This is a genomic window from Flavobacterium hibisci, from assembly GCF_020026925.1.
Classification (GTDB): Bacteria; Bacteroidota; Bacteroidia; order Flavobacteriales; family Flavobacteriaceae; genus Flavobacterium; species Flavobacterium hibisci.
Window position 1 is genome coordinate 37,051 of sequence record NZ_JAIQDW010000023.1, and the last position, 24,798, is coordinate 61,848.

24 protein-coding genes are annotated in these 24,798 nt (G+C 35.1%); 15 read left to right on the forward strand and 9 right to left on the reverse strand.

Annotation, left to right across the window (positions count from 1 at the left end):
* Positions 1-72: 72 nt before the first annotated feature.
* The gene (locus K8B81_RS18245) at positions 73-3,279 is read left to right on the forward strand and encodes a PAS domain S-box protein (protein ID WP_223682989.1); all 3,207 of its coding nucleotides are present in this window, start codon (positions 73-75) and stop codon (positions 3,277-3,279) included.
* Positions 3,280-3,285: 6 nt separating this feature from the next.
* On the opposite strand, the gene K8B81_RS18250 is transcribed toward K8B81_RS18245, so the two are convergent.
* Positions 3,286-3,708, reverse strand: coding sequence for a response regulator (locus K8B81_RS18250; RefSeq protein ID WP_223682990.1), 423 nt, complete (start codon positions 3,706-3,708; stop codon positions 3,286-3,288).
* A gap of 198 nt (positions 3,709-3,906) precedes the next feature.
* Between K8B81_RS18250 and K8B81_RS18255 the strand changes: the two genes are divergently transcribed.
* Entirely contained in the window at positions 3,907-4,407 is a 501-nt protein-coding gene (locus K8B81_RS18255; protein WP_223682991.1) for a pyridoxamine 5'-phosphate oxidase family protein, read from the forward strand.
* Between the two features lie 42 nt (positions 4,408-4,449).
* Here the strand turns inward: K8B81_RS18255 and K8B81_RS18260 are convergent, their stop codons facing one another.
* From K8B81_RS18260 to K8B81_RS18270, 3 genes are all read right to left on the reverse strand, one after another.
* On the reverse strand, positions 4,450-5,157 hold the full coding sequence (locus tag K8B81_RS18260; protein WP_223682992.1) for a DUF72 domain-containing protein: 708 nt from the start codon (positions 5,155-5,157) through the stop codon (positions 4,450-4,452).
* Positions 5,154-5,885 (reverse strand): DNA-formamidopyrimidine glycosylase family protein, encoded by a 732-nt coding sequence (locus tag K8B81_RS18265; RefSeq protein ID WP_223682993.1) that lies wholly within the window; start codon positions 5,883-5,885, stop codon positions 5,154-5,156. The genes K8B81_RS18260 and K8B81_RS18265 overlap by 4 nt, the downstream gene beginning before the upstream one ends.
* A gap of 61 nt (positions 5,886-5,946) precedes the next feature.
* Entirely contained in the window at positions 5,947-6,522 is a 576-nt protein-coding gene (locus tag K8B81_RS18270; RefSeq protein WP_223682994.1) for a YciE/YciF ferroxidase family protein, read from the reverse strand.
* A gap of 190 nt (positions 6,523-6,712) precedes the next feature.
* Here K8B81_RS18270 and K8B81_RS18275 point away from each other — a divergent pair, with 190 nt between their 5' ends.
* Positions 6,713-7,039, forward strand: a complete 327-nt coding sequence (locus K8B81_RS18275) for a hypothetical protein (RefSeq protein WP_223682995.1) — start codon at positions 6,713-6,715, stop codon at positions 7,037-7,039.
* Positions 7,040-7,081: 42 nt separating this feature from the next.
* Positions 7,082-7,558 (forward strand): hypothetical protein, encoded by a 477-nt coding sequence (locus K8B81_RS18280; protein ID WP_223682996.1) that lies wholly within the window; start codon positions 7,082-7,084, stop codon positions 7,556-7,558.
* A 58-nt stretch (positions 7,559-7,616) separates the two neighbouring features.
* On the opposite strand, the gene K8B81_RS18285 is transcribed toward K8B81_RS18280, so the two are convergent.
* Entirely contained in the window at positions 7,617-8,267 is a 651-nt protein-coding gene (locus tag K8B81_RS18285) for a DUF5661 family protein (RefSeq protein ID WP_223682997.1), read from the reverse strand.
* 80 nt (positions 8,268-8,347) lie between these two features.
* Positions 8,348-8,509 (reverse strand): DUF1328 domain-containing protein, encoded by a 162-nt coding sequence (locus tag K8B81_RS18290; RefSeq protein ID WP_078230027.1) that lies wholly within the window; start codon positions 8,507-8,509, stop codon positions 8,348-8,350.
* Between the two features lie 175 nt (positions 8,510-8,684).
* Between K8B81_RS18290 and K8B81_RS18295 the strand changes: the two genes are divergently transcribed.
* The 4 genes from K8B81_RS18295 (at position 8,685) to K8B81_RS18310 (ending at position 11,554) form a co-directional block, all read left to right on the forward strand.
* Positions 8,685-8,999: a hypothetical protein gene (locus K8B81_RS18295; protein WP_223682998.1), complete on the forward strand. Its 315-nt coding sequence runs from the start codon at positions 8,685-8,687 to the stop codon at positions 8,997-8,999.
* Between the two features lies 1 nt (position 9,000).
* Complete coding sequence (locus K8B81_RS18300; RefSeq protein WP_223682999.1) at positions 9,001-9,564, forward strand: 2'-5' RNA ligase family protein; 564 nt, start codon at positions 9,001-9,003, stop codon at positions 9,562-9,564.
* Positions 9,565-9,686: 122 nt separating this feature from the next.
* Positions 9,687-10,592: a helix-turn-helix domain-containing protein gene (locus K8B81_RS18305; protein ID WP_223683000.1), complete on the forward strand. Its 906-nt coding sequence runs from the start codon at positions 9,687-9,689 to the stop codon at positions 10,590-10,592.
* 197 nt (positions 10,593-10,789) lie between these two features.
* Positions 10,790-11,554, forward strand: a complete 765-nt coding sequence (locus tag K8B81_RS18310) for an SDR family NAD(P)-dependent oxidoreductase (RefSeq protein WP_223683001.1) — start codon at positions 10,790-10,792, stop codon at positions 11,552-11,554.
* Between the two features lie 282 nt (positions 11,555-11,836).
* On the opposite strand, the gene K8B81_RS18315 is transcribed toward K8B81_RS18310, so the two are convergent.
* Entirely contained in the window at positions 11,837-12,310 is a 474-nt protein-coding gene (locus tag K8B81_RS18315; protein WP_223683002.1) for a PepSY-like domain-containing protein, read from the reverse strand.
* A gap of 181 nt (positions 12,311-12,491) precedes the next feature.
* On the opposite strand from K8B81_RS18315, the gene K8B81_RS18320 reads away from it, so the two are divergent.
* Positions 12,492-13,211: a DUF4386 domain-containing protein gene (locus K8B81_RS18320; RefSeq protein WP_223683003.1), complete on the forward strand. Its 720-nt coding sequence runs from the start codon at positions 12,492-12,494 to the stop codon at positions 13,209-13,211.
* 98 nt (positions 13,212-13,309) lie between these two features.
* Here K8B81_RS18320 and K8B81_RS18325 read toward each other — a convergent pair whose 3' ends face one another.
* Both K8B81_RS18325 and K8B81_RS18330 read right to left on the reverse strand, forming a co-directional pair.
* A complete protein-coding gene (locus tag K8B81_RS18325) occupies positions 13,310-14,017 on the reverse strand; it encodes a LytR/AlgR family response regulator transcription factor (RefSeq protein ID WP_223683011.1) in 708 nt (235 codons plus the stop codon).
* A complete protein-coding gene (locus K8B81_RS18330; protein ID WP_223683004.1) occupies positions 14,017-15,051 on the reverse strand; it encodes a sensor histidine kinase in 1,035 nt (344 codons plus the stop codon). Before K8B81_RS18330 ends, K8B81_RS18325 begins: the two co-directional genes overlap by 1 nt.
* Positions 15,052-15,214: 163 nt before the next feature.
* On the opposite strand from K8B81_RS18330, the gene K8B81_RS18335 reads away from it, so the two are divergent.
* The 6 genes from K8B81_RS18335 (at position 15,215) to K8B81_RS18360 (ending at position 24,188) form a co-directional block, all read left to right on the forward strand.
* Positions 15,215-16,786, forward strand: coding sequence for a TolC family protein (locus K8B81_RS18335; RefSeq protein ID WP_317196968.1), 1,572 nt, complete (start codon positions 15,215-15,217; stop codon positions 16,784-16,786).
* Positions 16,787-16,798: 12 nt separating this feature from the next.
* On the forward strand, positions 16,799-20,092 hold the full coding sequence (locus K8B81_RS18340) for an efflux RND transporter permease subunit (protein WP_223683006.1): 3,294 nt from the start codon (positions 16,799-16,801) through the stop codon (positions 20,090-20,092).
* A 119-nt stretch (positions 20,093-20,211) separates the two neighbouring features.
* Positions 20,212-21,291: an efflux RND transporter periplasmic adaptor subunit gene (locus tag K8B81_RS18345; RefSeq protein ID WP_223683007.1), complete on the forward strand. Its 1,080-nt coding sequence runs from the start codon at positions 20,212-20,214 to the stop codon at positions 21,289-21,291.
* A 383-nt stretch (positions 21,292-21,674) separates the two neighbouring features.
* Positions 21,675-22,760, forward strand: coding sequence for a ParB N-terminal domain-containing protein (locus K8B81_RS18350; RefSeq protein ID WP_223683008.1), 1,086 nt, complete (start codon positions 21,675-21,677; stop codon positions 22,758-22,760).
* Positions 22,735-23,598 (forward strand): restriction endonuclease, encoded by an 864-nt coding sequence (locus K8B81_RS18355; protein ID WP_223683009.1) that lies wholly within the window; start codon positions 22,735-22,737, stop codon positions 23,596-23,598. Before K8B81_RS18350 ends, K8B81_RS18355 begins: the two co-directional genes overlap by 26 nt.
* Positions 23,599-23,777: 179 nt before the next feature.
* Positions 23,778-24,188: a helix-turn-helix domain-containing protein gene (locus K8B81_RS18360; protein WP_223683010.1), complete on the forward strand. Its 411-nt coding sequence runs from the start codon at positions 23,778-23,780 to the stop codon at positions 24,186-24,188.
* The last annotated feature ends 610 nt before the right edge of the window (positions 24,189-24,798 follow it).

Consider the following 24,798-nt stretch of genomic DNA (forward strand, 5'->3'; position numbering starts at 1 on the left):
GAATTTATTTATAAATCACTACATTTATTGACTCTAAGCATCATCTCTTTTTTTTATAATATTCAATTAAAAATGATTCATACAAATCAGGATTTCCTGGCAAAAGGCGGGGAAATGGGAGAATTAACAAGGACTAAAGACTGGAGTAAAACTTTAGTTGGTCCTGTTGAGACATGGCCGCAAAGTCTAAAAACCATACTTGGCACACTTTTAAATTCTAAATTCCCTATGTTTTTATTCTGGGGACCTGAACATATTTGTTTTTATAACGATGCCTATCGGCCAAGTCTGGGAAACGATGGGAAACACCCTTTTATTTTAGGTGAAAAAGGAGCTGATTTCTGGCCTGAAATCTGGGATTTCATAAAACCTCTCATTGACCAGGTGCTCATAAATGGAGAAGCAACCTGGCATGAAGATCAATTGCTGCCCATTTACAGAAACGGAAAAATGGAAGATGTGTACTGGACTTTCAGTTACAGCCCGGTAAACGACGAAGCAGGTAAACCGGCAGGTGTTTTAGTCATTTGCAATGAAACAACAGACAAGGTCAATCTGGTCAAAAAATTAGAGGAAAGCAACAAACGGTATCTTAATAACATTCTTCAGACACCAAATGCAATGTGTATTTTTAGAGGCACCGACTATATTGTTGAAATAGCCAATGAACGTATGCTGGAAATTTGGGAAAGAAAGGAACATGAAGTCATAAACAGACCTATTTTTGAGGCACTTCCGGAAGCTACAGGTCAGGGACTGGAGGCTATTTTAAACAACGTATATACAAATGGTGAAACTTTCAGGGACTATGAACTTCCGGTACGATTGACAAGAAATGGTAAGATTGAAAACACTTTTATAAATGTTGTTTATGAACCTTTAAAAGAGCCTGACGGAACAATCTCAGGAATTGTAGCCATTGCAAACGATGTTACTACGCAGGTTTTTGCCCGAAACAAAGTAGAAGAAAGTGAAAAAAAATTCAGGAATACTATAGAACAGGTTCCTGTTGGAATCGCAATTTTAAAAGGTGCCGATTTAATCGTAGAAACAGCAAACGACACCTACCTTAAGATTATTGATAAAAGCAAGGATGAAATTCTGGACAAGCCGCTTTTTGAAGCAGTACCGGAAGCAAGAAAAACAGTTTATCCTTTACTTTCAAAAGTTTATAACGATGGAACACCTTATTATACGGATGAACTTGCGGTAACTTTAAACCGTCATGGCAAGGAAGAATTAGGTTATTTTAATTTGGTTTTCTATCCTTTAAGGGAAGAAAATGATCAGATTACCGGCGTTATTACTGTTTGCTATGAAGTAACAGAAGCTGTAAAATCACGTCATCTTTTGGCAGAAAGTGAAAAAGCATTCCGGAAATTTGTAATGGAATCACCGCTAGCCATGACGATCTTCAGGGGGAAAAACCATGTCATTGAAATAGCAAATGATGCAATGATGGAAAAAATCTGGCAAAGAAAGACAGATGAAACAATTGGGAAACCTGTTCTGGAGGTATTCCCTGAACTATTGGATCAAAAATATCCCGAACTCTTAAATGATGTCCTTTCTAAAGGAATAACAATTCGTGAAAATGAATCAATAGCTTACATTCAACAGAAAGAAAAACTGGAAAAATTTTATCTGGATTATCAATATACTCCTCTTTTTGAAGAAAATGGGACTGTAAACGGCATAATGATTACTGTTTATGATGTGACAAATAAGGTAGAAGCCCGCAAAAAAGTAGAAGTCGCCGAGCAAAGAACAAGACTGGCTATTGAAATTGCGGAAATTGCCACCTGGGATTTAGATTTTTTAACTGACAACATTATTTATTCTGAAAATTTACCGCAAATCTTCGGGCAGGAAAAAGGCAGCATCATAACACGCCAAAAAATTAAAAGACAGATACATAAAGACGATCTCCCTGTTTTGAAAAAAGCATTCGGACTTGCACTTCAGACAGGTATTTATAAATATGAGTGCAGGATCATCAAACCAGACGCTGAAGTATGCTGGATCAGAGTTCATGGTAAACTCTTTTTTGATGAAAATAAAAATATTACTAAAATGCTCGGAACTGTTTTAGACATTACCGATGAAAAAAACAGCCATCAAACTTTAATGAAAAGTGAGGAAAAATTCAGACTTCTTGCAGATTCTATGCCTCAGCACATATGGACCAGCGACCCATTGGGCAACGTGAATTACTTTAATGAATCTGTTTATAAATACACGGGATTATTGATAGATGATTTAAAAGAACAGGGATGGATTCAAATTGTACATCCTGATGACCAGAAAGAAAATATCAATAGCTGGATGGAGGCTGTAAAAACCGGTAACGACTTTTTGTTCGAACACCGTTTCAGACGTTATGACGGTGAATACAGATGGCAGTTAAGCCGGGCAATAGCTCAGAAAGATGAATATGGAAATATACAAATGTGGGTAGGCACCAGTACAGATATTCAGGATCAGAAAAACTTTACGGACAAACTTGAAAGAGAAGTTTCTGAACGTACCGCACAATTGGAGCTTAAAAACAGGGATCTTATTAATATGAATATCGAACTGCAGTCATTTGCTTATATCTCAAGTCATGATTTACAGGAACCGCTTCGAAAAATTCAGACTTTTGCCAGCCGCTTGTCTGACCTTGACGAACAGAACATTTCGGCAAAAGCCAAAACATACTTAGGCAGGATTGAAGTTTCTGCGAAAAGAATGCAGACTTTAATTCAGGATTTGCTCATGTATTCCAGAACTAATTCGGCTGAGAGGGTATTTGTAAAAGCTAATTTGGATGAAATTGCCGAAGAAGTGCATAGCGATTTTTATGAGCGTATTGAGGAAAAAAAAGCTATTGTGAATTTTCATCCTTTGGGTGAAGCTACTATTATTACATTTCAATTCAGACAATTATTACACAATCTGATTGGAAATGCGCTTAAATTTTCCAGAAATGGGATTGCTCCTGTTATAGAAATTAAAGCAGACAGAATTATGGGAAGTAAAATAAATATGCAGGTCGATTTTCCTGATAAAATGTATTACCATCTTCAGATATCTGACAATGGAATTGGTTTCGAGCCGGAATACAAAAACCGCATTTTCGAAGTTTTTCAACGTCTAAATACTGAAAGTGAATTTGCCGGAACCGGAATTGGATTGGCAATAGTAAAAAAAATTGTAGAAAACCATAAAGGAATCATCACTGCTAATGGCGAAAAAGACAAAGGCGCTGCTTTCGATATTTATTTACCAGAGTTATAAAAGACTTTATGATTTATAAACAAAATTACTTATTGTCGGAACAAAATTTTCCCAGTCTATTTCCAATGCATGATTAATTGATTTCACAATATCTTTCATCAGTACAGGCTTGGTTATAAATAAATTGGCTCCCAGAACACGGCATTTTTCAATAATTCCGGGCTCATTTGAAGTAGAAAAAATAATAATAGGGATATTTATTTTGAAATCACTGTTCCGCAGTTCGGACAAAACATCAAAACCGTTTTTCCCTGGCATGTTCAAATCTAAAAACACAATACTTGGGACTGGCGGCGGATTATAAATTGCACTTAGCAATTTTTCGCCTCCAGTATAAGTTTGTAATATTATTTTTTTTTGTAATGATTCCACAGCGTCTGCAAAAATACTTAAATCATCCTCGTCATCATCTGTATAGAATATAATCATATCATTCATAAGTATCCTTGAAAAAAATTCGACTTCAAAGATAGAGAAATAAATAGAATTATCAATAAATTCTTAATTTCTAAAAAATTAAAAATAGAAATATCATAATCCTAAAAATGAATTATATAACTATTAAAAAAGAGAAAATTCTGATCTTTATTTTAACATATATTTTAAATCAACATTAAAAATAAAGTCATGGGAGATCAAAAAGACCTTAAAAATACCTCTGCAGCTGAAAAAATAAAAGATTTAGCCGAAGACATTAAAACTTGTATGCTTTGTACCTACAAAGACGGAAAATTACAATCACGACCAATGTCATTTCAGGAAATTGATGAAGATGGAAATATTTTTTTCTTATCCGATAAAAATAGTAATAAGAATGCCGAAATTAATGAAAATTCAAAAGTTGAATTAGTATTTGCCCAACCGCACGATAAATTTCTTTTTCTTCACGGCAACGCTTCTATTTCTTACGACAGAAAAAGAATTAAAGAATTATGGAATCCGATTATTAAAGTCTGGATGACCGGCGGTGAAGACGATCCTAACCTTAGTATCATAAAATTTGTTCCTGAAGACGGCTATTACTGGAACAACAAACACGGTAAAATGGTCGCAATTGCTAAAATGACAGTTGCTTTTGTTACAGGAAAAACTATGGATGACGGAATTGAAGGCAATCTTGAATTGTGAAATTTTTTAAAAAGTGGCAATTGAATTGATTGCCGCTTTTTTTTATATTTTTTTGAATTCCAAAGCATTTAAGATTCCTTCTGTACTGGCTGTATTATTAAAATATACAAAGGCATTTTTGTGTTCTAGTATATTTTTTACATGATGTAATTCGGCCGAAGAATAACCCGAATAAAAAAGCTTTGTATTACCATGAAACCTGATATAAATTAAAGGAAATTCAGTAAAAATAGTCTGTGGAAGATTTGGATAACTAACGCTGCAGAAGGTAATGTTATTTTCCAGAAAGGTTTCCCAGACATCGTCATTCCACCAGCTTTCATGCCTGAATTCAATAACATTTTTAAACTCCGGATCTAAATTGGCTATTATATTTTTAAGTCTTTCAGTGTTATAGTGATATCCTGGTGGAAACTGAAACAAAATACAGCCTAATTTTTCTTTCAACCCATTTTTTGAAACAGTATAAAAATCTTCAATAAGTTTTTTACAGTTTTCAAACTTTCTAGTATGTGTAATTTCTTTGGGAGCTTTAACAGAAAATATAAAGTTTCCAGGCGCTTTTTTATACCAATTTTCAAAAATCTTTATTGTTGGGAATTTATAAAAACTGCCATTAAATTCATATGTATCAAAATGTTCACAATAGTATTCAAACCATTTAGATACCGGAAGATTTTCAGGGTAAAAAATGCCTTTCCAAAAACTGTTATTAAAACTGGAACAGCCTATTAAAACTTCATCTTTCATTGATGTAATTTTTGACAATTAGTACAAAAGAAACTTCTTCTTTTTTTAGTGCCGGTGTATTTCTTTATCAGCGGAAGATCACAGCGAATACAAGTCTTTTTTGTGTGGGCAAGCCAGTGTTTTTTTAGTTCATGATTTTTCTTCCATTCGAGGAACTGAAAACTATAGATAACACTTTCATCAATAAGGCTTTGAATATCCCTTTTCGGAATTTGACCAACCACAGATTCCGGGTGGATTTTACATCTGTACAAAACCTCGTTTTTGATGATGTTCCCTACTCCTGAAAATATATTTTGTTCCAGCAAAGCATCACAAATCATCTGTTTCGGAATCTTATCCAGACTACGTTTTGCTTTTTCGGGATTCCAGTTTTCATTCATTACATCTTCTTCCCACTTATAATAAAGGTTGATGTCTCCTTCCAAAATTTTAACAGAACAGGTGTAGAAATTGATTTCACCATCGGCAAAAACCAAGCGTAGTCTTGGCACTGTTTCTTTTCTTTCATTAATCCTGTAAGTTCCAAACATCAGCATATGTATTTTGATGGCAAAGTCATCAAAACAAATCAAAAAATGTTTGCCCCAGGTTTTAAATTCCTGAATCGTTTTGTTCTTTAACCTCATAATGTCAATACTGCTATTGCCGGAAACATCAATGATTTTTTGTTCCGAAAATTGCTGTACTGCCTCTTTTAATATCACTATAGATGGACCTTCCGGCATGATTCATTTATTTTAAACTAAAAAAGCACAGCAGGACTGCGCTTTTTTAATAATTTTGAAATTACTCCAATTCTGCTGCTTCAACATTTATTGTATTAACAGCAACTTCAGTAAGTTTTTTGTCTGCCCCTTTCTCTTCATCAAGCGTTTGCTCTAACAGGGCTGCAGCTTCTTCAAATCCTAATGTTTCTGCGAATTGTCTTAGTGTTCCGTAAGTAGCAATTTCGTAATGTTCAATCTTCTGATTTGCTGCAATTATTCCGGCATCACGTACAACACCCGATTCTGTTTCTTCAATAATTCCTTTTCCCTCTTCAATTAAGCCTTCCATAGCATCGCATTTTTTTGCAGTTGCTTTTTTACCTATTAACTCAAAGACTTGTTCCAGACGAATAACATGTTCTTCTGTTTCGGTAAGATGAGAATTTAATGCTTCGATTAAATCAGCTGAAGTAGCATTTTTTGCCATTGTTGGAAGCGCTTTAGTCAAGGCCTTTTCTGCCCAGTAAATATCTTTCAGACTATCTTCAAACAATTCTGTTAATCCCGATGCAGCATTTGACTTTGCTTTTACTTCTCCGCTTTTTTTAGCTTCCTGCTTAGTTGACGTTTGTTTTTTATTATCTGTAGTTTTCATAATTATATCTATTTTCAATTATTAATATTCTCAAAATTAACCTATTAAATTATCAAGGAGCTTATATGATTTAGATTCAAAGTTTCAAGATGAACACCTGTATATTATGAAACGAGACAGGCAAATCCTGTAAGGGTTGCCCTAGAAATGATAGATAAATTTGTAATATCAATTTATTAAAACAAATATCATGAAAACACATATCACATATCATACTAACCAATACAACGATTACGAAAACGCGCAATTTTACTTTCAACAAAAATTTCAGGGAGGCTTTTTAGATCCTGAAGCTGCTTTGCTAATCGAAAAAGCGATTGATAAACTGCTGAAAAAGGATAACATACTTAGAAATGAGAACATCCCAAATGACGGAAGCATCAGTGAAGAAGAATATGTAAAAAAACATCAGGAAGATGATAATTATTACAAACCTGAAACAACAGAAAAGGAGGAAGAAGGTATACAAAACGACGAAAACCTGGATTATGATCAGTTTGAGCAACGAAATGAATAATCATAAGGCTGAATAATTTAATAACACCATAAGACTACCATTATGAGCACTATAGATCAAAATAATACAGATAAAAATATCCTTATGAATGAGGAACTGTATCAGAACAATGAACAGAAGCAGACAAACAGAGAAATCGCCGAACAGGGATTTACAGTTCGAAATGGTCATGACCCGAATAAACCAAATCCGGATGAACGAATCACAAATGATGAAGACGATTTAGACGACTTAAATGATGATTTTCATCCGGACAGAGATTTGGAAGGCGACGACAATTTAGATGACATGGATGAAGAAATCGATCTTGACGGCGATGAAAAAGTAGTTAATGACGAGTTTGACAATCCTTCTGATGCATTCGAAAATACATTTAATGAAACAGAAGAAGATCTGGAAGATATCGATCAGGATGAAGAAGAAATTGAAGAAGAGGATAATTACGAATACCAGGAAGATGATATTCAGGAAGAAGAAAATGAAGAAAATTATCCTGCAAATGACCCAAGAAAATTCTAGACATTTAGAAAAATAGCACACTAAAAACCGTTAGAAATCTAACGGTTTTTTATAGCAGTTAATCCCCAATTTTTTCGAGTGGCGGAATATCATCCATTTTTTCAAGTCTTTCCGCCAAACCAGCCCTTGCTCCAGCCAGTTCTTCTTCAGCTTTAATGAGTTCCTTGTACCATTTATCTTTTTCAAAACTGTCTGAACTTTCTATTTTGCGCATGATTTCATAGATTTCACCTTCGGCTTCCATCACTTTCAATCTTTTGTAATAAGTCAGGCTTTCTGTCATATGAGCCAGTGCAATCATTGCGGTTAAAAAAGGATGATTATTCGTCACATTGACATCCTTGATTTTACCATGCTCCAGTTCAACTTTCAGTGCAAAAGCAAACTCTTCCATGTTAAATGCTTCATATTTGCCTTCCGGATTTAAATAAGCTTTTATCGATTCGACATTATTCATCGTAGAAAGATCAACATCGGTTTCTTTTTCATCACTCAAATCCTTAAAAACCAGCCTGCCAATTACCCTTGCTTCTTCAATAGTAGGGTCATTTTCCGGATTTTCAAAATCACGAACCGACCAGTCCCAGTTTTCTGGATGGACAGGTTTTATATATTTTTCGCAAAAATCCGTCACATCATTTTTTAAGCTCACCATTTGATCTTCGCGCTTTATGTACACATCCTGGTAAGCACCGCTTTTAGTTCCCATGATTTATTTTCATTTTAATTGAAAACGACACATTTACCGAAATACATGTGTCGTTTTTTAGATTGTTTCGAAATACTGTTCTAAATTTTTCTTCTGCCGCTAATCAAAGACAACAGGAACAATACGATAAATATAAAGAATAATACTTTCGCGATACTTGCAGCTCCGGCAGCTATACCTCCGAAACCAAATATTCCGGCTACTATAGCCAGGATAATAAAAATGACTGTCCAACGTAACATAATATTGAGTTTTTTAGTTAATACTGATTTTGTTTGTTACTCAAATTTCGAATTTTAACAAGAATTCGATTAACTCAAAACATTATTTTTTTATCTCTATCGAATGTCATTCTTAATCTGAATTAAGTTTGTTTTGATTTATATAAACTACTTTTGTACTATAAAATTCTTATTCATGAAAAAATATGACTTTTTAATATTGGGTAAAAATCAGCCTATACTTGAAATTTTACTTCGACTGGTAAATGCTAATGAAAATTGGAATGCCGTTGGGTTCAGTGATGAAGAATTGGCCAAGGATTATTTTTTACAGCATAAGGTCGATTTTGTTTTGTTAAGTTCAGCGATTGAGGATCACGTTGAAAAAGAATTTGCTGCATTTTGTTTAAAAGCCCATCCGGGAGTCGAAATTATAGAGCATTTTGGTGGCGGAAGCGGATTGCTTCAGTCTGAAATTTATGACCGGTTGTTTAAGAAAGGAGAGCTTTAAGATGGAGAAAAAGTATTCAGTTGCTATTTATCCTTCACAGGATGTTATTGATTCGGTCAAAACAATGAAGGAATATCTCAAAAGTAAAATCAACTGGTACAACAGCTGTAATTCTGTAGCACATATTACGATCTGCGAATTCACAATTGACGATTCTCAAATCGATACGTTCAGGCAAAAACTTTTTAAAACCTGTGATACTTTTACTCCTTTCTCTGTTCATCTGGATCATTTTTCGTTTTATGAAAACAGCGGAGCTTTTTTTATTGCGCCAAATGAAGATTCGAAAAATAAGCTGAAACCAGTCATGAAAAAGATTCAGGAAACCTTGAAATCTTTAAAACTTAAAAAAAGCGACGATCCGCACCTGTCTATTGGCAGAAAACTTACGCCAGAAAATCTCAAAATAGCCTCACAGCTTTTTACTACCATTGAAATTGTTTTTTTGTGTAAAGAAATTGTTTTACGGGAACTCGATCCTGTTAAAAAGCAGTTTTTTGTTATTGATACTTTTACATTTAACGGAAATGCACAGCCTGAGTTTGTTCAGGGAAGTTTGTTTTAATTTTGTAAAATGTTAGAGGTTAGAAAGTGAGTAGTAATTAGTTTTACATTTCACATTTCACATCTCACCTTTTACAACTCACAATTAGTTTCGTATATTTGAATTTTACAAATCAAAACACTATGAATTCCCTAGAACCATTTTATAAAGAAATTGCAGAATTAACCCATAACGAATCCAATTCGTTGTTAGATAACTGTATTCAAAAAGAGATCTCTCAGTTTAATGTTTTTAACATTAAAGAGCTTTTGGGAAAATGCACTATGCCTTATAACCGAAGAGCATATTACAAAATAAGCCTTATTAAAGGCAGAAACAGAGCAGAATATGCGGATAAAATAATTGAAATTGATAAACAGGCCCTTTTATTTGCCACACCTAAAATCCCTTATAATTACATTCCGCAGGACACCAACCAGACAGGACAATTCTGTGTATTTACAGATGAATTCCTGAATAAGAGCGGAATTGTGTTAAACGAACTTCCTATTTTTGCTCCGGACGGTTTTCCTGTCTTTCAGCTTTCAGACGAACAAATTACAGAAGTTGAATTCATTTTCAGCAAAATACAAAATGAAATCAATTCTGATTATGCTTACAAATACGATCTAATCCGAAATTATGTAGCTGAGTTAATTCACTTTGGACAAAAACTACAGCCAGTAACAGCCTTGTATTCCAAACACAATTCGGCAGCAAGGGTTTCGTCTTTATTTGCTGAGTTATTAGAAAGACAGTTCCCAATTGAATCACCGCATCAGCGCTTAGAATTAAGAACTGCCAAAGATTTTGCAGAAAGGCTCTCCGTTCACGTAAATCATTTAAACAAGGTTTTAAAGGAAAACAGCGGAAAAACCACTACAGATTTAATCAGCAGCAGATTAACCAGCGAAGCCAAAATTCTTTTAAGACAAACCAACTGGAATATTTCTGAAATTGCTTATTGCTTAGGATTTGAAGAACTGGCACATTTCTCGAATTTCTTTAAAAAACAAACGTCATTGACACCTTTGGCTTTTAGAGGTTAATTTTGAAAGTTTCAGGTTTCAGGTTTAAAGTTTGAGCTTAAAATTGATTTTTGAAATTGATTTTTGAAATTGACATTGTTATTGTAATTTGATATTGTCATTGATATTTGAATTTCGCAAACATCCGTTTGATATTTACAAATTCCGGACAAAGCTTCCCACCTACCTTTGACTTATCAATTTAAAACATAAATCAAATGGCAGTAAATACAAAAATCGCCTTAGTTACAGGCGGAAGCAGAGGTTTAGGAAAAAATATGGCAGTCGCAATCGCTAAAAAAGGAATCGATGTTATTATCACTTACAATAGCAAAAAAGACGAAGCTGAAGAAGTGGTGAAAGAAATTGAAAACTTAGGTCAGAGAGCAGCTGCAATTCAGTTAAATGTTGCGGAGTCCGGTACTTTTGATTCCTTTTTAGAACATGTTTCTTCTTCATTAAAAAACATTTTTAAAACGGATAAATTCGACTTTTTAGTAAACAACGCCGGAATCGGAATTCATAATTCATTTGCAGAAACTACTGAAGCCGAATTTGACCTGTTGACTAATATTCATTTTAAAGGGCCGTTCTTTTTAACTCAGAAAGCATTGCCCATACTAAACGATGGCGGTGCAATTGCAAATATCTCCAGCGGTCTGGCCAGATTTTCATTCCCTGGTTATGCTGCTTATGGTGCAATGAAAGGCGCTATTGAAACTTTGACAAAATATCAGGCAAAAGAATTGGGAGATAGAAAAATCAGGGTCAACATCGTCGCTCCTGGTGCAATTGAAACAGATTTTGGAGGCGGTGCTGTTCGTGATAATGAAGAATTAAATCAACAGATTGCTTCAATGACTGCTTTGGGAAGAGTTGGTCTGCCTGATGATATTGGCGGAGTTGTTGCCTTTTTATGCTCTGAAGAATCTCGTTGGGTCAACGGACAGCGCATTGAGGTTGCAGGAGGGATATTTTTATAATATTTTAGAAATTCAACCTTTTTTTCAACACATACAAACATAGGTTTTTCTTTTTTTTTGAAAAGTTTAAAAAGAGAAACTCATTTCTCAACACATAGCTATGCGTTTTTTGAATAAGTGAAATGCCTCCTTTATAGTTACAAAAAGCTATGTTTCCAGCCTGCACTGAGCGGAGTCGAAGTGTGTTTAAATCAACATTAAACTTCTTTAAAACAAAACCCGATAAGCTAAAACTTATCGGGTTTGCCGTTTAAATATATTGAATTAGTAAGTAAGTCGTTTTTAATTTTTTTCAATACTGACATCAAACCCTCCATTTCTATCAAAAATGAGATCGTAAAATTTTGAATCTTTTTCGACTCCCACTTCATAAGTAGTTTTGTTTTTATCATCAACCACTACTGCAATTTCTTTTATCGCTTTTGCCGGATAGTTTTTTTTCAGATAAGCTTGTGCTTTTGGTGGAAGTTTACTCAAAGGAATCTGCAGTTCATATGCTTTCATATTTCCTGAATTGTCATAAATCGCAAGTGCTTTTGTAGTATTGTTTACATTGTATTTTGCCTCATAGCGGATTTCATCATTATCATCGCCTACATATTCTTCAGACCAGACAGCTGTTTTCCCTGGATATTCTTTTTCAAAAGCAGCTCTTACCAGTTCGGGAGGAATGACTGTTTTTTTCATGTTTATTCCTTCCTGTGCAGTTAAATAACTGAAGCTGAACATGGCGAAAATTAAAGATACTGTTCTCATTTTTCAATCATTAAAATTAATAATCCAGAAAAAAACAGTAATAAATTTACTACTTATAAATGAATTAAAAATGAAGTTGTATGAAAAATTTAAGTATAATAAAAATTGATATGATTTTATTAGTTAAACAGGTAACTTTTCGCTGTATTACACGTCTAACTTTCAAACCAAATCATAACCAATGAAAGACAACACAAAATTTGAAACTTGTCCACAACTCTATGCCAGAATTGCTGGTTTATTATATCTCGTTATTATTATTACCGGATTTTTTGCTGAGAACTTTGTTAGAAATAAATTATTTGTTTCGGGAGATGCAACAGCTACTGCAAACAACATCATCCATTCTGAGTTTTTATGGAAAATTGGCATTACCGCAGATTTGATTATGCAGATTTGCGACCTACCTGTCATGATAATTCTTTATTATTTACTTAGACCTGTAAACAAAAAACTTGCACTTTTAAACCTTTCATTTAATCTAATCCAGACTGCTGTTTTAGTAGCTAACAAATTAAACCTGCTGGCAGCTTTATTCTTTTTGGGTGATGCTGATTATCTAAAATCCTTTAGTCCGGATCAATTGCATACATTATCTTATCTTTCTATAAAATTACACGACTTTGGGTTCGGGATTGGATTAATCTTTTTTGGGTTCGTGTGCCTGATCGAAGGCTATTTAATTTTCAAATCAGGATATTTTCCAAAAGTGTCTGGAATCCTGATGTCCATTGCAGGAGTCTGTTACTTAATCAACAGCTTTGCCTTAATTCTGGCTCCGCAATTTTCCAGCATCGTATTATTAATGCCATGCCTTATCGCAGAGTTGGCACTTAGCTTATGGCTTATTTTTAAAGGTGTAAAACTTCTTGTCTGGAAAGAAAAATTAGCCATTAGTTAATTTCAAATAAAATCAGAATCAAAAAAGCCTGCAGAAATAAATCTTAGCAGGCTTCTTTTTTGAAATAATTGAATTAGTAAGCACTTATTTCTGAACTCTTATATATGGTCTTTATTTTTCAGTCGGTCTGTCAATTCTCTTCGGTAGGTAATACCAACCGGAAGTTTTTCATTTTTTATCACCACAAAGTCTTTTTCGCTTTCTTCAATTTTATCCAATGCTACGATATAGGATTTATGAATACGCATAAAGCTTTTTTCAGGCAGGCATTTTTCTAATTCGGCAGTAGTAATTGAAGCCAGATACGTTCTTTTTAAAGTGTGGATTTTTACATAATTACCAAAACTTTGTGCAAACAAAAGCTGGTCTAATTCGATATCCATAAAATAGCCATCGACTTTTACAGTAACAGAGTTGATAACTTCTTCTTCCCTGTTTTTTACATTTTCTGTAGCAAAAAAACGATCAATTGCTTTTAAAAACCTTGGAAAATAAATAGGTTTGAGCAGATAGTCAATCACGCCGTAGTCATAACTTTCGAGTGCGAATTCGGAATAAGCAGTGGTTAAAATTGTTTTAGGATGGGTCGGAATAATTTTCAGCAGCTCCATTCCCGAAATTTCGGGCATATTGATATCCAGAAACATCAGATCGACTCTGTTTTCACGCAGATAATCCATCGCCTCTACGCCATTATAACCCTGAAAAACGAGTTCCAGCTGTGGATTCTGTTTGATGTAATTGGCCAGGACATAATGTGCTGCCGGCTCATCATCAACAATAATGCATTTTTTGGTCTCCTTCATCATGCCAACTTTTTCAGTTGTATTTTCAAATCTGCTATATAGGTATTTTTATCTTCCTGAATATTTAATTTATATTCTTTTCCGTAAATCAGATTTAATCTTTCTATAGTGTTTTTCAAACCAATTTTAGTTGAAATCACATCGGTTTTCTTCGGAATGGAATTGACGACATGCAGATGCAGTAATCCGTTTTCGACTGTAATGATAATACGGACAAAACATTTTTCAATTGCGCAGGTTCCGTGTTTAAAAGCATTTTCTATAAAGGCTATCAACAGCATTGGCGATACTTTATAGGCATTTTCATTGTCAATTTTGCAATCATAGGTAATATCACAACGATACCCGACACGTTCTTTTTCGAGTTGAATATAACTGTTTATAAATTCCAGTTCTTCTTCAAGAGAAACACATTGTTTGTTATTGCTTTCGAGCTGATAACGCATCAGTTGCGACACTTTCATAATCAGATCGGGCGTCCTTTCCGGAAATTCTAAACTGATACCGTAAAGCGTATTGAAAGTATTGAACAGGAAATGCGGATTCAATTGTCCTTTCAGTGAATTCAGCTGCATCTGGTTGAAAAGCAGCGTTTCGTCTGTCTGTTTTTTATTGATTCTGTAAAATTTAAAAACAATAATCGGACTCAAAATACAAACCAAAGTTCCCAGAACACTAGCAAGCTGATAGATATAACTTCGCTGATGGGAATTCTGATATAAACGACAGTTTGCAAAAATGCTCAAAGAAGTAATCTGATACAAAACGACTGAAAAAAGAAACACTCCCAAAAGCGTTAAAAAAACGTATGTTACCGGTCTTTTGTTTTTGAATAAAATAGGAAGGATAAAAAACCGGTTGAACTGGGCATGCATGTATAAAATACAGTAGAAAAAAATCCCCATCAAAATTGAACTAAAAGAGCTAAAAAGCATCCAGTCATTTTTCAGGGTATAGACCGTGAATGAAAAAAGAACGACGGCAATTTCCTGCCACCATTTGTTTTCCATCATGTTACTCAACTTTTTATTCATCTTCTGCACTTAAATAGTTTACAAAGTACGAACAAATATTTAATTATTTTTTCCAAAAAATGACCAATTCAATTCGTCATTTATTAGTGGCGTACATCATTTATAAAGGTTTTTATTCTGATTTCAGAAATAAATTTGGGGCATAATTTCACATCTAAATTATATGTATTTCAAAAAAACTACTTTAACTCCCTGGATACGATTAGTTTTTAGTTTTAATTTTTCGTCAGTTCGAGTGTTTTTCGATAGAAAAATGTACCGAGAACAAGAAAAATTAGAATTAAAAACGGTTCTCGATACATTTTTTATTCCGTTTCACTTCACAAAAAACACTCGAACTGACGTTTTTAACAAGAGCTCTAGAGTTACCTTTTTATTTTTCCTGATTTTTGCCCTAAACAGTCATTCTCAAACCTTGTCTTTAAAAGACGCCATAAAAACCGGGCTTGAAAATTACGGTTCAGTAAGAGCAAAAAACAACTATACGAATGCTTCACGGGAAAGTCTTAAACAATCCAAACGCGATTATTTACCAAATTTAAACTTATCAGCACAGCAGGATTACGGAACAGTAAACGGACAAAACGGCCCACTCTATGGCTTTGGAGGTCTGGGTGTAGCTTCATCAGGATTACCGCTTCCGGAACAAAACTGGAACTCTGCCTTTGGAGCACTTTATCTGGTAAACATGAACTGGGATTTTTTCACTTTTGGAAAAGCAAAGGAAAAAATCAACCTGTCTAAAATTGACGTTCAGGCCAAAGAAAAAGACCTGAATCAGGAGAAATTCCAGCTGGAAATTAAAATCTCAGCCGCCTATCTCAATTTATTGGCAAGCCAAAGATTACTCATTTCACAACAGAAGAATTTAAACCGTGCCGAAGTTTTCAAAAGAACCGCCGCAGCCAGAGTCAAAAACGGATTACTGGCCGGAGTGGATTCGACATTGGCTACAGCCGAAGTTTCGAAAGCTAAAATGGCACTGAATCTGGCTAAAAATTTCGTTAAAGAACAAAACAATAAACTGGTCGATTTAATGGGCGTTGCACCTCAGGATTTTGTCACTGATACCCTTTTTGTTACGCAGATTCCAAAAGAACTTATAAAACAAAATAGTGTAACTGATAGCCTTCACCCGTTATTGCAATTGTATAAAACGAGAATTGATTACAGCAACCAGCAGGTCAAATTGTACAAACGTTTTTATTATCCTACCATGAGTGCATTTGGTGTGTTGCAAACGCGGGCTTCAGGTTTTGATTCATCGTATGCAACAGATCAGACCGCTTTTAACCGAAATTACTGGGATGGCGTAAATCCGGATCGTACCAATTATTTGATTGGCGTTGGAATTACCTGGAACCTGACCACACCGTTCCGAATGAGCAAACAGGTCAGTGCGCAAAAATTCGTTTCGCAAGGTTTGCAGGAAGAATACAATCAGGCAGACAGGGAACTAAAATCACAATTGAATTTCGCCGAAGATAAAATTAGAATCACTCTTGAGAATTATGCTGAAGCGCCAATTCAGGTAAACGCAGCACAAAGGGCATATCTGCAAAAATCGACTTTATACAAAAACGGATTAACAGACCTGACCGATTTGACCCAGACGATTTACACGCTGAACCGCGCCGAAATCGACCGTGATATCGTCAACAATAATGTGTGGCAGTCGTATTTGCTAAAAGTAGCCGCAACAGGCAATTTTGACTTATTTATAAATGAATTTTAATTATAGAGCCTAATGAATTTAATACGTTTTGCACTCCGCAAACCCATCTCTATATTGGTATTGGTGGCCGGTTTATTTTTCTTCGGAATTGGTGCCATCAAAGACATCAAGGTAGATATTCTTCCGAAAATGAATTTGCCTGTAATTTATATTGCGCATCCTTTTGGAGGATATACTCCGGATCAGATGGAGGCTTATTTTGCTAAAAATTACGTAAACATCCTCCCTTTTGCCAATGGTATAAAATCGGTAGAAACCAAGAATATCCAGGGGTTGATGATTATGAAATTAACCTATTACGAAAATACCAACATGGCGCAGGCAGCTGCCGAATTAGGAGCGCTTTCGAACCGAATTCAGGCGGCTTTTCCTCCGGGAACACAACCTCCGTTTATCATTCGTTTTGATGCTTCTTCCCTGCCGATTGGGCAATTGGTTTTGAGCAGTAAAATACGTTCTAACAACGAATTACAGGATTTGGCGAACGTTTATGTACGTGCGTCGTTTACTTCGATTCCGGGTTTATTATCTCCGGCTCCCTTTGGCGGAAGCCCAAGAACAGTAGAGGTTAATGTAGATCCTGATTTATTGCGTTCACACAATATGACGCCCGATCAGATTGTGGAAGCGATTCGTATCAACAACCAGACAGCGCCATCAGGAAACGTGAGAATTGGCGATATCAATTACATTTCGCCAACCAATAATACGATTAAAGAAATTAAGGATTTTGAACAGATTCCGTTATTTAAAGGCGGTGTTCAAAACCTGAAATTAGGCGATGTTGCCACTGTAAAAGACGGTGCCGATGTGACCAACGGATATGCTTTGGTTAATGGAAAACGTTCGGTTTATATCAGTATTGCAAAGGCCGGAGACGCTTCGACCTGGGATGTGGTTCAGAAATTAAAGTCGGAATTGCCTAAAATTCAGAGCACACTTCCTGAAGATGTACAATTATCATACGAATTTGACCAGTCGGTTTATGTAATCAACTCCGTTAAAAGTTTGATTACCGAGGGAATCATCGGAGCGGTTTTAACCGGATTAATGGTTTTATTATTCTTAGGTGATAGACGTGCAGCGTTAATCGTAATCCTGACGATTCCAATTTCGATTATTTCGGGCGTTTTATTCCTGAAATTATTCGGACAGACCATCAATTTAATGTCCTTAAGCGGACTGGCGCTGGCGATTGGAATTCTGGTAGATGAAAGTACGGTTACGATCGAAAATATTCACCAGCATCTCGATATGGGCAAGCCAAAAGCACTCGCGATTTGGGATGCCTGTCAGGAAATTGCTTTGCCAAAATTATTGATTCTGCTTTGTATTCTGGCGGTTTTTGCACCTGCCTTTACGATGGTCGGAATTCCGGGAGCTTTGTTTTTGCCGTTGGCTTTGGCGATTGGATTCTCAATGGTGATTTCGTTTTTATTGTCTCAGACTTTTGTTCCTGTAATGGCGAACTGGCTGATGAAAGCCCATCCAAAACACGAACATACAGCGGAAATCACAGATGATGAAGCCGAATTCAACGCATGCGGATTAACCCCGGAATCTGAAAAACAATTAATTACTCAGAAAAAAGAGTATGTTGAAAGAACGGATACGGATGGAAACGGAAAAATAAGTGCTTTTGAGCGCTTCAGAATGCGTTTTATGCGAACTCTTGAACAATTGTTTCCATACAAAAAAGCGGCTGCTTTAACCTATTTGATTGTAGCTACGACACTTGCCGTTCTTTTTATTTCGTTCATCGGAAAAGACGTTTTCCCGAAAGTAAATTCAAGCCAGTTTCAGCTGAGAATGCGTGCTCCCGATGGAACCCGTCTGGAACGTACCGAAGAAAAAGCCATTTTGGTGCTGAAAGAACTGAAGAAAATGGTCGGCAATGAACATATAGGAATATCTTCGATATATGTGGGCCAGCACCCATCGTTGTTCTCCATCAACCCGATTTATTTGTTTATGGCGGGTTCGCATGAAGCTGTTTTTCAGGTGAGTTTAAAAGAATATCATGCCGATATGGATGATTTTAAAGATGAGTTCCGGGCGAGAATCAAAAAGGTGCTGCCTGATGTAAAACTCACTTTTGAGCCAATCGAATTAACGGACAAAGTTTTGAGTCAGGGCTCTCCTACTCCAATCGAAATCCGAATTGCGGGTAAAGACAAAAAACGAAATGAAACCTACGCGAATCAAATCGTTGAAAAATTACAGAAAATAGACTATTTCCGTGATGTGCAGATCGGTCAGCCGATTCATTACCCGGCAATGAACATCGATATTGACAGGACCCGTGCTGCCGAACTGGGCGTGGACATGAATGATATTTCACGTTCGCTGATTGCTTCGACTTCATCATCCCGATATACCGAAAAAAATACGTGGATCGACGAACGAACCGGTTTATCTGTAAACGTTCAGGTTCAGGTTCCGTTAAACCAAATGAAAAGCAAAACCGATATCGGTGAAATTCCGGTATTGAAAAATTCGCTTCGTCCTGTTTTAAGTGACGTTGCAAAAATTACACCCGGCTTTGTGAGCGGTGAAAATGACAATTTAGGGGCAATGCCATACATTACAGTTACAGCAAACATCAATCAGATCGATTTGGGGACGGCAGCGAAAGATGTTAATGCAACAATTAGTTCATTAGGCGAATTACCACGTGGCTTGTTTGTCACGCCAATTGGACTGAGTAAAGTATTGGAGGAAACATTAAGTAGTTTACAAGTAGGGTTATTGGTTGCTATTTTTGTAATCTTCTTAATGTTAGCCGCTAATTTCCAGTCATTCAAGGTTTCGCTGGTCATTTTAACCACAGTTCCGGCGGTAGTTTTGGGAGCGTTGTTGATGCTGACTATCACAGGTTCAACCCTGAATTTACAATCGTATATGGGAATTATCATGTCGGTTGGGGTTTCGATTGCGAATGCCGTTTTGCTGGTCACGAATGCCGAACAGCTGCGAAAAATAAACGGAAATGCTTTAGAATCTGCTCGTGAAGCTGCGGCACTGCGTCTTCGTCCGATCATCATGACTTCGGTGGCGATGATTGCGGGAATGTTACCTATGGCAATTGGTCACGGCGAAGGAGGCGATCAGGTTTCTCCGTTGGGAAGAGCCGTAATTGGGGGATTATTGTTTTCGACCTTTGCTGTATTATTAATTTTACCGTTGATTTTCGCCTGGGCGCAGGAACATACCACAACACAATCTGTTTCTTTAGATCCCGAAGACGAAGAAAGCATTCATTATATCTCATCAATAAATAAGTCTAAAGTGAAGAGTGAAAAATAAAAAGTAAAAAGTTATAAAGTCGAAAGTCACTTGGTGGTGCAACAACTTCGACAGATTTTTATCCTTTCCGCCTATTTATTAAATAAGACATTATATCATATTTTATATAAAATCATAAAATGAAGACTAAAATACTCCAACCAACCGCGCTGTTTTTTGCAGCATTATTTTTCCTGAACAGCTGTAATTCTAAAAAGGAAGAAGTTGTTACGGCAGCAATCGAACCGAAAACGGAAACCTTTCTTCTGGAAAAAGAAAAACTGACTACCGAATTGCGTTTACCGGCCGAATTAACCGGTTTTCAACAAGTGGATTTGTATGCCAAAGTAAGCAGTTTTGTAAAATTGCTAAAAGTAGATATCGGTTCAAAAGTAACCAAAGGACAGCTTTTGATCGTTCTGGAAGCACCGGAAATCAGTTCACAACTGGCAGCAGCCGAATCAAGATTAAAATCGATGGAAGCGATTTATGCGACCAGCAAAAGCACTTACAACCGTTTGTACGAAACAAGCAAAGTCGAAGGAACAATTTCTAAAAACGATCTGGAAATGGCAAGTGGAAAGAAAAATTCGGATTACGCACAATATCAGGCAGCGGTTGCAGCTCATAAAGAGGTAAAAATCATGAGAGGTTATCTTGAAATCCGTGCGCCTTTTGATGGTGTCGTGGCAGCAAGAAACGTGAATTTAGGAACCTTTGTTGGTCCTAGTTCAAGTTCGCCATTATTGACGATTCAGCAGCAAAACAAATTGCGTCTGGCGGTTTCAGTTCCCGAATTGTACACCGGATATTTACACAACGGCGACGAAATGAGTTTTAACGTAAAATCATTGCCGGAAACTTTTAAAGCGACAATCACGAGAATGTCAGGCGCTTTAGATTTGAAACTGCGTTCTGAAAGAGTCGAAATGGACGTTCACAACACCAAAGGAAATTTATTACCCGGAATGGTAGCCGAAGTGCTATTGCCGCTTAACGCAAAAGACAGCACATTTGTAGTGCCAAAATCGGCTTTGGTGAGTTCTGCCGAAGGTTTGTTTGTGATCAAAGTACTGAACCACAAAGCCACAAGAGTCGATGTAAAAAAAGGAAGGGAAATCGAAGATAAAATCGAAATATTCGGTGATTTGAACCGCAAAGACCGACTGATAAAAATCGCCAGCGAAGAAATAAAACAAGGCGATATCATAAACGAATAACCTGTAGTACGCTTTAATTAATTATTGATTTGTTTGAAAGTGCTGTAAGACTTAGGTTTTATGGCACTTTTTTTATTTTGAGAGCTGATTCCTGCTATCCGCTATATCTTTTCCTGGCTAAAGAAGCCAGAAAAAGGATGCCGCTGCTATCAGGGCTAGTCATTTTGTAATTTAACAACTGGTATGTAATTTGAAGCCGTCCTCAATAAAATGTGCTAATAATTTATAAAAGTTTTTCCTATATTAGCAAAAATAAATAATATACAACTTATGGTACAGAGCCAACATAAATAGCTTATTGAAGCAATTTTATGACATAAATAATTAATTTGTGTGCAATGCAAAACAGGATTGTAGAAATTACAAATAATGAAATTTAAATAATGGAAAAAAGAATAGAATTTACCAGTAAGACTGTAAAATTTGAACAGTTGTTTTTGGACCCAAACAATTTAAGATTTAAAAACTTTGATAGTTCATCTAAGCTTGTTCCTCTGGCAAGAATAAAAGATGAAAGTGTTCAAAAGACAACTTTAGGTAAGTTAAAAGATGATGAATTTCAAATTAAAGCTCTTAGAGATAGTATTCTTGAAGTTGGCTTTTTACCTATGGATAGGATTGTCGTGGCTGAACTAGATGAAAATTCATATTTGGTTATTGAAGGAAATAGACGAGTTGCAGCATTAAAGTGGATAGAAGAATTAATCAACGAGGGAATCGCCGAAAAAGAAGTTAAAGATACTTTTGCCGAAATTCCAGTAAACATAATTAATAAAGAATCCGATACAGAAAGTAACAGATTAAAGATTCAAGGAATAAGACACATATCAGAAATAAGACCCTGGGGAACGTATCAAAAAGCCGTTCTAATAAAATCTATGATTGAGGGTGAAAAACTAACACCTCAAGAAGTTGCCAATGCTATAGGATACAGGACTCAAGAAGTTAACCGAATATATAGAGGGTATAAACTTCTTGAGCAAATGCAAAATGATCCAGACTATAGTGAGTATGCAAAACCCGATTTAATTACCTATTTTTATGAGGCAGTTGGTCGTGCTCCATTAAAATCTTTTTTTGATTACAACGATACAACGTATGAATTTGAGAACGAAGATAATTTTAAACTCTTCTATAAATGGATAATTAAAGATCCTGATAATGGAAACATTCAGAAAATATCTTCTTCAACAAATGTTAGAGATTTGACTAAAATTGTTGCAAATGCTGAAGCATTGAGTTCTTTCAAAGAAGATTCTACAAGTTTAGAAGGCGCACTAGCTATAGTCATCAAATATTCAAGTTTTGATTGGAAAAAAGAAATTAATCAAGCAATTGAAGCTTTGAAAAAATTACCAACTGATGAATTAGAAAATTTCAAAGAAGCAGATATAACTTTACTAACAGGATTAAAAGAAATTATCGAAAAGCGTATTAGCCTATATGACAAGATCTCAAGTATTAAATAAATACGCAAAAGAGCTGTATTTCGAAATATTAGTCTCATTTAAGCCAACTTTTAAATCATTAAACTTAAATGATGAAGTTGAAAGATATGCTATAAAAAAATCTTTAACTTTAAGTCCTGAAGAACAAAAAAAAGTATTAAAGCAAACTAAGAAAAATTTAAAAAATTATATTGAAAGTAGAACCCAAAAGGGTTCTTTTTCAAAGTTTAACTTTTCAGTTAGTGATGATGACTTTATTGTGGGCATAGCTAATACAAAGAAAGAATTTGAAGTATTCCCAGATTTTCTTAGATATATGATTAATATGAATGATAATGATTTTGAGAAATTTTCCTCAAAATATATTCAATTACATTTTTGTGACTTTGGTTTTGCAACCAGAAAGTCAAGTGATGGTGGTATAGATTTTATTGGTTCAGGAACATTCAAAAGACTTGTTAATATTGCTGATAAACCAGTAGATTTAAAAAATAAAAATTTATCATTTCGTATGGTTGGACAATCTAAAAGATACAAACCGGAAAATTCTATTGGTCCAAAAGAAATAAGAGAATTTTTAGGTAGCGTGAGAATTCTACAAGAAGCACTTCATCCAAACAAGGAAAGTGCGTGGCTAGGACAAACTGATGTACTAAATAAAATAAAACTTGCAGAACCTTTTATTTATACATTTTTAACTACTTCTTATTATTCTGATGATGCAGTTGATTTAGCAAATAAACTAGGGATATATATTTATGATATTGATGATATGATTTTTGATTTGATAGAACATAAAGTTGGAATAAAATCTAATAAATTTAATGTTATTGATTTTGAAAAATGGTGTAGAAATTAACCCCCGCTCCCGCACGAATCCTTTCGTGTGGCTTTTGAACCCCGATTGAGCAAAATTTTATTCTATTCTAAAAAGAGGAAACTCTATATCAGATATGATATTAATACTGAATATTTTTTTACCTTTGAAATTAAGACTTTTTAATGCAAATGGCTTTGAGCCTTCAGAAAATTGATACTATGGAACAAAAAATACATCAGGGAAGAAATGTAAAACGATTCAGAGAAATGTTGGGCATCAAACAAGAGGCATTGGCTTTTGATTTGGGTAACGACTGGAATCAGAAGAAAATTTCTTTGTTGGAGCAAAAAGATCTAATTGAAGATGATATGCTCAGACAAATCTCAAATGCATTGAAAATTCCTGTTGAAGCATTCCAGAATTTTGATGAGGAGCAAGCGGTAAATATTATATCTAATACTTTTACAAATCACGACAGTTCAACAGGAATAGCTTATAATTTTCACCCAACTTTTAATCCAATAGATAAAGTCATTCAACTTTATGATGAAAAAATTGCTCTTTACGAACGTATGCTGAAAGAAAAAGAAGAGATGATGGCTAAGCTGGAAAAGCTTATTAACAAATAGAAAATAGAAGTAATTTGAAAGTATTACTTTTTCATAGGATAAAAGGCTCAACCGTTTAGTTGAGCTTTTTTAATGCCCCTGCTCTACGAAGTGTTCATATGAAATGCTGCGCAAATGTCTCTGACTTTGCGCAATTTTTTTAATATTATTATAAAACCTAAATCTCTCAAAAGTCTCCTGCTCTACGAAGTGTTCTCATGAAAAGCTACGCAGATGTCCCCTGCTCTACGAAGTGTTCATATGAAATGCTGCGCAAATGTCTCTGACTTTGCGCAATTTTTTTAATATTATTATAAAACCTAAATCTCTCAAAAGTCTCCCGACTTTTTACAAAAAGTTATTAAACGACAATAAACACAAATACATTATATTTATAAAAAACTTAAAATGAAAAAAAGATTTATTGATATAACCTACTTTCTTCTTTAGCTAAAAAGCCGGAAACTTTGGACAAGTTTTCGTTTATCACAAAATTTTAAAATGGCGCAAAGTCAGAGACATTTGCCTTTACTTTGGATTTGATAAAAACTTTAAATTTATTCAAAGGAAAGCAGAGGTGAACTTTAGACTTTGCTAGTTAAGAACTAAGCTGCGCATTAGTCCTCTGCCT